Source organism: Halomonas halmophila, assembly GCF_006540005.1.
GTDB lineage: Bacteria > Pseudomonadota > Gammaproteobacteria > Pseudomonadales > Halomonadaceae > Halomonas > Halomonas halmophila.
This window is the reverse complement of sequence record NZ_BJOC01000043.1, coordinates 14655-27006: the sequence shown is the minus strand read 5'-3', so window position 1 is coordinate 27006 and position 12352 is coordinate 14655. Positions and strand designations below refer to the sequence as shown.

Annotated in this window: 8 protein-coding genes and 1 pseudogene; 2 read left to right on the top strand and 7 right to left on the bottom strand. The window is 56.3% G+C overall.

Annotated elements, in window-relative coordinates; all coding sequences use genetic code 11:
* From HHA01_RS13390 to HHA01_RS13360, 7 genes and pseudogenes are all read right to left on the bottom strand, one after another.
* A pseudogene (locus tag HHA01_RS13390) lies at positions 1-317 on the bottom strand (TolC family protein); the annotation flags it as partial.
* Positions 318-740: 423 nt separating this feature from the next.
* A complete protein-coding gene (locus HHA01_RS13385; RefSeq protein WP_281285703.1) occupies positions 741-1355 on the bottom strand; it encodes a fimbrial protein in 615 nt (204 codons plus the stop codon).
* 207 nt (positions 1356-1562) lie between these two features.
* Complete coding sequence (locus HHA01_RS13380; protein ID WP_141321543.1) at positions 1563-2597, bottom strand: fimbrial protein; 1035 nt, start codon at positions 2595-2597, stop codon at positions 1563-1565.
* Positions 2590-5199 carry a fimbria/pilus outer membrane usher protein gene (locus tag HHA01_RS13375; protein WP_170214884.1) on the bottom strand — a complete coding sequence of 870 codons (2610 nt, stop codon included), beginning with the start codon at positions 5197-5199 and terminating at the stop codon, positions 2590-2592. The genes HHA01_RS13380 and HHA01_RS13375 overlap by 8 nt, the downstream gene beginning before the upstream one ends.
* 82 nt (positions 5200-5281) lie before the next feature.
* Positions 5282-6013 carry a fimbrial biogenesis chaperone gene (locus HHA01_RS13370; protein ID WP_141321539.1) on the bottom strand — a complete coding sequence of 244 codons (732 nt, stop codon included), beginning with the start codon at positions 6011-6013 and terminating at the stop codon, positions 5282-5284.
* 81 nt (positions 6014-6094) lie between these two features.
* A complete protein-coding gene (locus HHA01_RS13365) occupies positions 6095-6667 on the bottom strand; it encodes a fimbrial protein (RefSeq protein WP_170214883.1) in 573 nt (190 codons plus the stop codon).
* A gap of 964 nt (positions 6668-7631) precedes the next feature.
* Positions 7632-8375, bottom strand: coding sequence for a response regulator transcription factor (locus HHA01_RS13360; protein ID WP_141321535.1), 744 nt, complete (start codon positions 8373-8375; stop codon positions 7632-7634).
* Between the two features lie 427 nt (positions 8376-8802).
* On the opposite strand from HHA01_RS13360, the gene HHA01_RS13355 reads away from it, so the two are divergent.
* Positions 8803-10062 carry a FecR family protein gene (locus tag HHA01_RS13355; protein ID WP_170214882.1) on the top strand — a complete coding sequence of 420 codons (1260 nt, stop codon included), beginning with the start codon at positions 8803-8805 and terminating at the stop codon, positions 10060-10062.
* Positions 10043-12349: a CHASE2 domain-containing protein gene (locus tag HHA01_RS13350; RefSeq protein WP_141321531.1), complete on the top strand. Its 2307-nt coding sequence runs from the start codon at positions 10043-10045 to the stop codon at positions 12347-12349. The genes HHA01_RS13355 and HHA01_RS13350 overlap by 20 nt, the downstream gene beginning before the upstream one ends.
* The last annotated feature ends 3 nt before the right edge of the window (positions 12350-12352 follow it).

The window sequence follows — 12352 nt, the reverse complement described above, 5'->3', positions numbered from 1 at the left end:
CGATCATTCTCGCGGTCCTCGATGCCGACACCGGCGGTGACATCGAGCTGCGGCAGGAAGCCGCCGCTTGCCGCCTCCGCATCATGGCCCGCGGCCTGAAAACCGTTCCAGGCCGCCTGGACTTCCGGGTTGCTGGTGATGGCCTGCTTGACCACCGACTGGAGCGTGGCCGAACCGGCGGATGCCGTATCGGGTGGTAGCTGCTGCTGCGCAACGCCGTTGACAGGCAGCAGAAAAGCGACAGAACCCAGAGCAGCAGCACAAATACCCGAGCGAATGACCCGCCTCCCCCGGCCATTACGGTAATGATGATTCATCGTTGACAACTATCCCTTTAGCGATGCGCAAAAACTTTAGAGGAGTCATATCAACACCATGAGACTATGAAAGCCTCACATGCTTTATTCATGACTCAACATAAGCATTTAAATATGAGACACACGAAAAGTAACACAAATATGAAAAAGCGCAACTGGGTATAGTGCTAACGAAAATACTCACACCAGACGATAATCAAGGGCTATTGATTAATATTTAACGATAGCCTTCGATTAACAATGTGCCAAAATAGCTCATCACAAGGTCGTAACACGAGCATGCCAAGAATGAAACAGACTAATACCACTAGAATGATGACAGCAGTGTTTCAGAGGACGAAGGCAAACCTGGCAAACAATAAAGCCCCAAGGGCAGTCATGCCCCTGGGGCCAGGCAGGGAAGACGTCAGTCAGTCCTGAGGGTTACTGGTAGGTAAGCGTAAAGTCGACAGTGGAAGAGACAACACCGGCTGTAGCCGGGCCACCGGTCGCATGATAGCGAGCAAAGTAGTTCATCGTGACGGCGCCATCGTCGCCATCAACGGCATACCACTCGGCCCCGGGCTGGAGGCCATCTCCACCCACCTCACGTATCGCGATGGGGGCGCCCTGGCTGTTGAGCAGCTCGATCTGCACATTGGTCGCGCCATCGCCGTCACTGGCCGTATTGATCAGACGCCCCGTGCTCGAGTCGACTGTGCCACCCGGCTCAAAATAAGCGGAAACATCAAATTGATTTGCTGCAGTCGCCGAGACGGGTAATGATAACTCAGAGACAGGGGGCGAACCGCCATCTCCCACAGTGCAGTTTTCCAGGCTGATACTGAAGGGGGTGGCGCCGGCAGTAGCACCGGCGGTATCCAATGCAGAGACCGATACGGTGGGCAGGACAACGGTTTTATCCTGATCGGCCGGCACCACATTGCAGGTGCTGTTTACCACTTCCCCTTCGAAATTCACCGTGCCGTTTTGCGCCGCGAAAGCGAAGCCACTCAGCATCATGCCAAGGGCTCCAGCACCAAAAGAAACGACCTTCATCGCCACCCCCTGTGAAGTTCTTGATCTTCACTTGTCAAGTAACTGGTCTACCCTAACATTTCAAACATATTGAACAGAACCAAAAGTCTACCATAAGGAAATAAAGAGGAGATGGGATCAGGTTACCAGTGACCTTAACGGCACACTCTGATCCCGAAAAACCACCAAAGACCAATGCAGTTTTTATACAATTAAGCCCGTTTCTTATTACCGATACTCGATAACAAACTCGGCAGTTGCTTTGGTTCTACCAGGCTCGACATTAGCTTGTGTCTGATAATAGCGGGCCTTGAGAGGAAGGGAGAGTATTCGGCCATTATCACCGGGAACCAGAGTGCCAACCTCGACAGCCTCCATGTTTTCAATTGTGGAATTGTCACGCCTATCGAGTAGCTGTATACCGACACCAGAGGCAGCATCATTGGTTTCCTCTAACGCTATGGTGCCCGCAGGCCCCTCAGGGTGCGGAGTATACTCGAATCGTAGGTCCAGGAAGGCCTCGCCATAGTTTGGCCCATTGCACTGCATGCCGATATCGAAGGTTCGCTCGGTATTGGTGGTTCCTACTCCCTCAAATCTGGACTTGGGAACCTGGCCAAAGTCTACCGGTATATTTCGGGAACCGGCATTGATTTCGCAGGTCGGCGAAACAATGGTAATGGCATTGGCATCAAGATAAGAGGTCAAGAGTGGTTTTGATGGCCCATCACTCTGGGTATAGTAATTCGTGTACTGGCCAGGCGCCAAGGGACCGGATCCCGTCTGTGGCGCCGTCTTGAAAATTTCGACCCGAAAATACCCCTGACTGACTCTATAGTTGGTATTCGGGGTAAGGTAAAGGTTGTGAGGATACCTCACAAACGCCCCATCTTCACCATAATCATCAATCTGACGGGAAAGCCGCACCCCGATACCTTGAACATTGGTCGTATAAATATCCTGGCCGACCCCAGATGGTTGACCTTGAAGCATCACACCTATGGCATTGCCCCCGCTTCCATCACACTTGACCGGGTAACTCCCGTCAGGTGGGTTTGTGCGCATCGGAAACTGTTCTACCGCCAGGCGATCACCCACCTGGGAGTTGGCTGGAACAATCACCCGCCCTACTGCCATATTGATGCTCTGTGCTTGAAAACCGGGATCTTCATTCTCGCATGATGCCCATACGTGACCCGGAATGAAGGCAGACCCAAAAGCCATCATGGCTGCGGCGAATCGGCAAACTTTATGGCTACTCACAACGAGCCTCCAGGTGGGTAATGGCAGAAGAACTGTCTTCTTCGGTCTCAGGTGCTTCAGGCACCTGGTAACTCAAGGTACAGCTGGATTCGTCTCCCTGATCTACCGTCAGGGTGCCTTGCTTCTTCTCGGTACGTAGATAAATACTACCGCCCTGAGCGACGAACCCGACCGGCTCTTGCTGGGCATTATAGACATCGGCACCAAAAGGTAGCGGCTCACCACTACTGTTATGTGCCTTGATCAATATCGCCTGGCCGGTCTCTGTCTTGAAGCTGAGCTTGGCGATGGCTCCGGCATAGGGTGCAACCTTCTTGCTGCTGGTAAGCAGCCCGACGTCACTAGACATGCCGTTGGGATCCAACTGCACCGAGTTGAGGCGATAAGGGGTAACATAGGGCACGACTGCATAGCCATCACCATCCACCCGCACACCGACGGAGTTGGTCACACGAGCTCCCTTGGCCTCTGGCGCTTCGACCAGCACCATGGTTTCACCGCGCTGGGGGGTCAGGGTTACACCGCCACTGTGGGCTACCATGGAGCCGGTTACCCCAAAGCCAAATTGCCGGAAATCATCTCCCTGGCTATAGGACCCGCGGAAGGAGGCATAGGGCGAGCTGTACTGCCCGCTGAACTGTCCTGTAGATCCGCCTTCAGCGTCATTACTGACAGACAGGTTGTAGGTCACATTGCCATCTTCACCCGCGTTGCCCGCCAGGCCGATGCGACTACTGTCGTATTCACCATTCAGGGTCGACGTGGAAGTCCTCAGGCTGGGGCTACCCGGGATATTATCCAGCGGCATCGATAGGCTAAGCGTCAGAGTGGTATCCGACTCGCCGCGCTCGTTTTCGGACTTGCCAATATTGAGCCCGTAATTGAGCATCTTGTAGCGATTGTTATAGCCCAGCTGATACTGCGTGACTTCGCCTTGGGCATCCCAGAAGTTCCGTGTCGAGCCAGTGAAATAGAGGCTTCCCCACCCTTCAGAAAGTCGTTGATCGAGTGTCAAACGGAACTGGCTTTTCAAGCGTCTCAAATCATCAAAATTTCCGCCTGTTTCCTCGAAATCCCGGGCATTCAAGGAGCTTTCCAGGTTCAGGAAGCCGGAAGTGGAGTAACGAAAAGCCGCCAGAGTAAAGTTGGTCCCCAGGTCCGCCAGACGCTTGCTGTAGGTGAACTTGTAGCTCTCGCCCTGCACATCATCAAAGCTTTCGAAGTAGGAGCGTGCATGCGTCACATCGGCAGAAAAGGCACCAACGGGCGTACTCAAGGCCAGACCACCGACAAATGACTGGTATGCTTCACTCACTGTGACGCCGCTATACCCCGTCAGGCTATTGTTGATGCCGTAACGGTAAGTACCCCGGGTGAACCAGGGCTCCTGATCACTGGAAGCGCTGCGCACTTGGCCAGCCGTGACGTTATAGCGCTTTGATCCTGGACGGAGCATGGCCGGAACCGAGGCGAAGGGGACAATAAAGTTCTGTTCGGTACCGTCCGCTTCAATGACACTCACCTCCAGATCCCCGCCATAGCTGGTCGGATAGAGGTCATCGATAACGAAGGGGCCGGGAGCAACGGATGTCTGATAGATCAGTTGTCCGTTCTGACGGATTTCGACGGTTGCGTTCGTTTGAGCCGTACCACGAACAGTGGGTGCATATCCCTGAAGTGAGTCCGGGAGCATACGACTGTCGGATGACAGATTGACACCACGGAAGCCCACAGCATCATAGATGCCGCCGGACGTATAGCTGTCGCCCAGCAGAAGCTCACTCTTCAGTGACGGCAGGGGACGGCGCACAAAGGTGTCCTGTGCATCAAGGTTGGTATCCTGGTCATCCACCCTGGATACTGTCGACCGATGCCGGAACTGCCAGGCTCCAAGATTCAAACCAGCATTCAGGCTTAGATACGCGGTATCCGTCGCGGATGTACTACCACCGGCCTGGTCGGTTTCCGAGTGGCGAGCATTGAAATTGTAATTCAGGAAACCGGCATTAATGCCTGGCTCCCATAGTGAAGGATCCGTATAGCCTCTGGCCTGCCGATGCATGTAGGACTGTGGAATGCTGAGATCGAGGCGTAGCTTGCTGGTATCCACCTGAACCGATGCCTGGGATATCCAGTCACCGAGACGACGACAGTCTTCAGAAGACGTCTCATCACCCACGTCAAGCTTTGCAGTCTTCACACCCAGTCCCGACAGGTCTTCCAGTGTGAAACAGGTATGGGCATCTCCGCCCTCTTCACCACCGCTAAAGGTGAACTGCTGGCGTCCTTGCCAGCTATCGTTGACGTAAACGTCCAGCGAGTAGTCCCCCGCCATTACCGGGTTGCCTGTCGCAAAACGCGAGACATCTGCGCCTTGTGAACCTCCGCGCAGGAACTGACTGTTGAAAGACACTTCCTGCCCGGCTCGAGGAGCATCACTCCGGCCTTCTGCATTCTCGCTATTCGTTGATTGAACAGCTGGGTTGCCGACCGCATTGCCAGGCAACGCCACATTTTGGCCGGACTGGGCATGTACTGCTGTCACCGCCGGCATGAGCAAAAACGAGCTGGCACAGCAAGCGATAATTTGTCGCTTTTCCATGCGACTCACCTTTTTACGTACATCATCCATTCAAGACCCTACCCGGCAGAGAGGCTGACAAAAGGCAGCTGGTTAGAGGTCACTATCTGCCAACCGAAACGTCAGTTACGACGCGGGCGCCATAATCATTGATGGTCGTCATCTTGAAGCTGGTAATACTGCTCGGCGCACCGGACGGCAGGTCAAATGTCTGGCTCTCACCAGGTGCCAGCATGCCCTCACCAGTAGGTATGCTGACTTCCGTGCCATTGGTCAGTAACAGACGAGACACCGTCACGTGATAAGGCGTCGGGTTATTTCCACGTAATACATCACCGCTCACGGACCACTGAACTTCTTCACGTGCATCCGAGACGTCACCTTCGAGCCCCTCGGGCCGATAAAACACCTTGATGCGTGACCGAATGGCCAATTGCAGAAAGTTTTCGGGAGCCTCGCCGTCAGTGGACCCAGGATTGGGCGGCACGTCCAGAACGTTCAACCAAAAGACCGACTCCTGGTCTTTTGGAAGCGGATTGCTACCTGTATAGGAGAGCCTCAGCACTTGACCCTGCCCGGGTTCTATCCGTGAGATGGGCGGCTGAATGACAAAGGGCGCCTCACTATTATCCGGGCTTACATCCGGGTTACCGGAATCAACCCAGGCCTGGACAAGCGCCGGCTCTTCGCCCGAGTTCTGCAATTGCACAGAAACCTCCCGCTTTTCCGCAGGGTATATAACCCTTGTGCCTCCTATCACCACACTCCCCTGCGCGATGCTGATACCCAGCACCACAGTGGCCGCAGTAATCAACGAAACAAGCAGACGCTTCATGCCATCACCCGAGTTGTATCAGAAAAAGAAGTATCTAGGATCAGGCCCCAGAGCCTGCGAAAGGCTCCGGGGCCCGTACCATTACTGGTAAGTGACCGTGAAGTTCACAGAGGAAGCAACGGTACCCGCGGTGACCTGATCATTCATTGCGTAATACTGAGCAAAGTAATTGATCGTGGCGGTTCCGTTACCGCTTGCACCGCTGGGAGTGACTTCAACCCACTCGGCACCGGATTGCAGGCCGTTGCCGCCCACGGGAGAGGACAGGTCAATCGCATCGGTCTGGCTGTTCAGCAGTTGTACCTGCACATTGCCGGCCGCCTCTGCGCCAGTATCGGTATTGACCAGGTTACCAGTGGTGAGATCGACGTTCGGGTAGGGCTCGAAATACGCCGAGACCTGCTGGCCGTCTTCAACACTGCAGTTCTCCAGGTTGATGGCAAAGGCCGTCAGACCGCTGCTTGTCCCCTGACCACCGAACGCATTGGTGGAAACAGTCGGCAGCGTGACGGTCTTGTTCTGGGAGTCAGCCGCCACGGAGCAGGTGCTGTCGGTGATCTCGCCTTCAAAGTCGATAGTGCCGGACTGCTGGGCCATGGCGGAGCCACTTGCCATCAGGCCAAACGCGATGACGCTGGAAGAAATGATTTTCATGCGCATTGTCTGTACCTTCAAAAATCTTCTTGAGAGTTCCAGCCTTCCCAACTTTTCATATGGGCTGGCTTTGCATTCCTTGCTAATAATGCCACTTAGAAAGCCTATCTAAAGGGACCACTAAATAGCGTCGAAATATTAGCATAGAAGCCGGAACTGTAAACATTAACAAAGGTTAAATTAAGCACCAGACTCACTAAAACAAAAAAACTCAAAAAACTCACACTCAAGACACTAACCTAGCCTAGTAAAAATTAAAACCCTTTATTATCAACATGATGCCTTTGTTTTGCGAAAACAAAACCTTTACCTAAAAGGCACATCCCCATACACATAAAACCAAAATCGAAGCAAACTATAGAAAGCACGCATACATCTATAAGAGAAATCCTACAAAATGCAAACATAAAACTTAAGCATCACCACGCAAGGAGTTAAAGGGGTTGGAGGAATAGCCCAATAAGCAACAACTTTACTCATACCAATATTTCATAACTTATGGCACTTGCCCGAAACTGCATAAACTGCAGACTCATCCAGTCAGTCACATCCACGCTAGTCCTGGCTCAACACGACCGGGTGAGGCCCAGGAAGATATCGGTGACAAGGGGCGACCGAGCTGCTGCACACCTCATGGCCGCCATCTTGCGTGGAGAGGATGCAGCCATGTCCTTTGTTGACGCCTGGTATCAGCTCCGGCAAGGATTGCTCCTGACCTCCAGGTGAAAAGGGGCTGCGTCAAGGGGGAGGCGGCATGGAGCCTGAGGGACAGGTTGTCGCGTCCACAACGCTGACACCCCGGTCATATGTGGTGCGCATTAGCGCGGCAAGCAGGCACAGCACCGCAGGAGCCTCAAACTGGCTCGGAAAAACACCAACGGGTTGCGAGTAGGCGCCATACAGAATGCATGGGCCATGGTCTTGCCTCGGATGAAGACCAGGTTAAACAGAGGAACCCGAGCCGCTAGTCGCCATCCCCCAGCCACTGCAGCCGATAGCCGTAGCGATAGACCGAAGCCAGCTTCCATCCATTCTCGGCATTGAATCCCAGCTTGCGCCGCAGGCGGTAGATATGGACGTCCAGTGTCCGCGACATGGGGCTTTCTTCCTGCCCCCATACCGACTCGTACAGGTAGGAGCGACTCAAGGGCTGGTTGATATTGCGCAGCAGCAGGAGGGCCAGCCGATACTCCTGATGGGTCAGCTTGACCGGCTCCCCGCTCACGGTGATCGTTTCTTCCTTGGGCAGAACCTGAACATCACCCAACTGAAAGGGCTCGAGGCGATTTTTGCCGCCGACATGCCGCCGCCGAAGCGTCGTCAGGACACGCGCAATCAGCTCTTCGGAGCGAAACGGCTTGTTGACGAAGTCTTCTGCGCCAGCCTTGAGTGCCTCGACGACATCCTGCTCGGCATCACGGCCGGTAACCATGATCACGGGCGGCGGCGACTGAAAGTACTCGCCCATCCAGCTCAACACATCAGGACCATCCATGTCAGGCAACATCCAGTCCAGCAACACCAGATTATAGGTATTGCGCTTGATGCCTCGAATGAATTCACGAGCATTCCGGTAGCTGTCGATCTGCCAACCGTTTTCGCTTCCGGTGACACGCCATTCCTGCGGGCTACGTTCGGATGCCATGCGCAACAGGTCGACAAGCTGCTCTCGGCACACGGAATCATCTTCGAGGATGGCAATGAACATCGCGGTAGGCTCCCAAGCCTTGTAACAACCGTTTACTTTACAGAATAGAACAGCGAGCAGTATAGCGAACTAACGGCCGTGGCAACATCCAGCAAATGCCGGGGAGTACTGCGCTGGCGGAAAAAAATGCCTGACGAGACGTCAGGCAAAAGCAGGGAGCCATGGATAGGCCATGGCTCGAGCATGATAGAAAACACCATTTGAGGTGTTAAGCAGGTTCAGAACAAATATTGTAAACCCGATGTGACTGAAGGTCGCGCCAGAGGCTTGCCCATGCCCCCAAAGACCTACATCCGGCAAACCCACCAGCCTCGGCCAAAAAGTGAACAAACATCAACTTGCTGCATGACAACGCCATATCATGACGTATCCTGTATGTCGGATATCACGTTTCTCTAGAGCGACATAGTGCGCAGGGACAAGAATGATGAGCCATTGGCACAGATACGGTATCACGGGTTTCTGCCTGGCGGCCCTGATACTTAGCACGGCGGCAACCGCTGACAAAGAGACACAGCGCTATCGGGTACAACCCGGCGACACTCTCTGGGAGATAACGGAACGCTACCGCGGTATCCCGGAAGAGTGGACGATCGTACGCGATACCAACCAGATAGTGGAGCCACGGCACATACAACCCGGCGATATCCTGGAGATCCCCCCGTTGCCGGAACTCACGGCCGAGGTGCGTCATGCAGAAGGTGAAGCCTGGCTATTCAAGGCTGACGGCCAACGGATCGCACTCACCGATGACATGACGGTGGCACCGGGAGAGACGGTGGAAACAGGTACTCAGGCCTTCGTCTCGCTGAGCCTGCCACACGGCGAAAATGTAGTGCTACCCTCTCGCTCCAGGGTCACGCTGAAACAGCAGAACCGCCAGGATTCCCGGTTGTACCTGGAACGCGGCGAAGTTGAGGCCCGCGTGCCCTCGCAACGCGAGCAGAGTGAAGTGCTGACCATCGACACGCCGGCCGGGATCGTCGGAGTTCGCGGCACCCACTTCCGCGTTGCCGGATCGGACGATGGTACCCGCGTCACGACCCTGGAGGGTGCTGTCAACTTGAGTCGCGAGACCCGCTCTAGGACCATACCCGCCGGGCGGGGCGCCCTGTCACGCGCTGATGCGGGCATACTGGAAAAGGAACTGTTGGCGGCTCCCGAGGTGAAGGAAGAAGCCTTCTCGGTCAATCAACCCTTGACGGTCACCCTGTCTTCCCTGTCCGAGGCCGAATCCTACCGAGTGCAACTGGCCAGAGACCCCCACTTTCAGACCATCTTCCGTGACAAACGCAGCGAGTCACCCAGGATGGCATTCGAGTCGGTGCCACAGGGTTTCTACTATGTGCGGGGCTCTGCCATCGATCAGTTGGGGCTGGAAGGACGCTACGACCGGGAGCTGGTACTGCATCGCCCGATCGAGGCAAGCCTGCAAGTCAAGGGCCAGGACTACACCTTCGAGTGGACCGAGGTCCCCGACCTGAGCTACCGGCTGGAACTGGCGGAAGAGGCGTCATTCGAGGATCCCCTCATAAGTCGATCCTTCACCGCCAACCAGGGCGTGACGCTGCACAACCTGCCGATCGACGACTTCTTCTGGCGCCTGCGGGTCGCGCCTGCCGACAGTGGCGCAACCGGCACCACCCTGGTGGCCTCCGGGAGGCAAGGTGCACCAAGCCAGCCATAGCCTGTTTCGCGACATCACCCGAACCTGGCTATTGATCGGCCTGGTACTGCTGGCCGCCACCTGGTGGGCGGGCCAGCAGCACTGGATGGCCGATCATGAATTGTATGACCAACTGCTGACCCGGCAAGACTTCACCACGGACGATGACATCCTGATCGCGGCCATCGACGAACGCAGCCTGGAAGCGTTGGGCCGCTGGCCATGGTCCCGTGACGTTCATGCCCGTTTCCTGGACCAGCTGGACGGCATGAACGTCAGTGCCGTGTTATTCGATGTCGTGTTCGCCGAAGCCGCCAGTGGCTCGCAGGATCAACGCTTTGCCGCCGCGCTGGAGCGTTACGGTCATGCCTTTCTACCGGTAATCCACGACAGCTCCCCTGGGCGGCTGTCGGCATCGACCTATCTGCCACCCATTACACCCCTGCGCAAGGCAGCTCGCGGGATGGGACATATCAACATCCGCTCCGACCAGGACGGCATCGTCCGCCACATCGCGCTATATCGAGACGAAATGCCCCAACTCACGCTACGCCTCTACCAGCACATGGTCTCCCGGGGGCTGGTGTCACCCGTTGGGGCGACCGAGTCCTTGCTGAAGCACACGGGCACGCGCCCGAATGTGCGCATACCCTATCGCGCCGGGGCCTTCCATTATCCCCGGGTTTCCTATGTCGATATCCTGCAGGGCCGCGTCCCCCCTTCCCTGCTGGAAGACCGTATCGTGATGATCGGTGCCACCGCCAATGGCCTGGGGGACCGGCATCCAACACCATTCGGCGGTGACGGCGGTGGCATGCCGGGCGTGGAAATCCAGGCCAACCTGCTGAACGGCCTGCTGGATGGCGATATCATTCGCGAGACCCCGGCCTGGTTGACCTCTCTACTCTCCACCCTGCCGCTGTTGCTGTTCATGGGACTGGTATGGGTGTGCAAGTTTCGTCACATGGCCAAGTTGATGCTACTGGTCCTGGCTCTGGTCATGGCTGCCGCCTGGGGATTGCTCGCGAGTGGTTGGTGGTGGCCGCCCCTGGCGGCACTGTGCTCGGTTATCGTTGCCTGCGTGCTAATCAGCTGGCGGTGCCAGGCCACCGCTCTGCGGTGGTTTCAGCTGGAAATCGACCGCCTGGAGAAGGAGCCCAGCCTCATCCCCGAGCCCGAGCCAGCACAGCAAGCAGAATGGGGGCTGGTGCTCCATCAGCGCCTCCTCTCTCTGGAGCGCGCCATTACCCGAATCCACGACACCCGCCAGTTCATTGCCGATTCCATCGACTCGATGCCGATTGCCACCCTGGTGGTCGATGTACAGGGCCGTATCATCCTGCCCAGCCACCAGGGCAGACGCCTGTTGAAACAGCACCACGTCAACGCCGGCGGCAATATCAAGGACCTGCTGGCCAGAATGACGGCAGAAGGTCCCGCCCTTGCGCAACAGGCACCAGCGGAGGACGACGAGCTCGCGGCCCTCGAGGACACCCTGTACACGAGCCAGGATGAGCGGCACTACCACCTCAAGGTGTCGTCCCTGGTGACTGCCGTGGACGCTTTCGAGGTCGGCTGGTTGATCGGTTTTGTCGATGTCACCAGTGAGCACCAGGCCGAAGAACAGCGTGCCAGCCTGCTGCGCTTCCTCTCCCACGACCTCAAGGCACCGCAATCGAGCATCCTGGCCCTGACACAGCTACAGCAGAGCCCGGAGTCGCGTGTTACGGAAGAAGTGCTGCTGGAACGGGTCGCCCAGCAGGCCCGCAATGCACTGTCATTGACCGACAGCTTCATGCAGCTGACCCGAATCGAGTTCGGTGCCATGGAGCGTGACTTCCTGCTGCTTTCCGACGTGGTCCTCGAGGCCATCGACCAGGCCTGGCCGAAAGCCCGCCAGCACGGCATCCGCATCGACAGTGATGTCGAGGACGAAGGCCCCATGGAGGGCGATCGCGCCTACTTGCTACGCGCCATCTACAACCTGATAGATAACGCCCTGAAATACAGCCCGGCTGACACCACCGTGTCGGTCACCGTCAGGGAGACACCGGACCATTTGAGCCTCGAGATTCAGGACCAGGGGGTGGGTATTCCATCAGAGGACTTGCCGACCATCTTCGACAGCTATCAACGCAGTACCGGTGCCGATCTATCGGCCGGCTACGGGCTCGGGCTGGCCCTGGTCAAGTCCGTGATCGAACGCCACGGCGGCACCATCGAGTGTGACAGCACCGAAAATGTCGGGACCTGCTTCCGGCTGTGCTTCCCGGCACGCCCCGAGTTGCTGGCTGACAGCCCGACCTGAGAC

Excerpts from the sequence above, each read along its gene's own strand:
- HHA01_RS13365 (WP_170214883.1), bottom strand. The coding sequence starts at position 6,667 with ATGAAAATCATTTCTTCCAGCGTCATCGCGTTTGGCCTGATGGCAAGT.
- HHA01_RS13375 (WP_170214884.1), bottom strand. The coding sequence starts at position 5,199 with ATGGAAAAGCGACAAATTATCGCTTGCTGTGCCAGCTCGTTTTTGCTC.
- HHA01_RS13355 (WP_170214882.1), top strand. The coding sequence starts at position 8,803 with ATGAGCCATTGGCACAGATACGGTATCACGGGTTTCTGCCTGGCGGCC.
- HHA01_RS13385 (WP_281285703.1), bottom strand. The coding sequence starts at position 1,355 with ATGAAGGTCGTTTCTTTTGGTGCTGGAGCCCTTGGCATGATGCTGAGT.
- HHA01_RS13360 (WP_141321535.1), bottom strand. The coding sequence starts at position 8,375 with ATGTTCATTGCCATCCTCGAAGATGATTCCGTGTGCCGAGAGCAGCTT.
- HHA01_RS13370 (WP_141321539.1), bottom strand. The coding sequence starts at position 6,013 with ATGAAGCGTCTGCTTGTTTCGTTGATTACTGCGGCCACTGTGGTGCTG.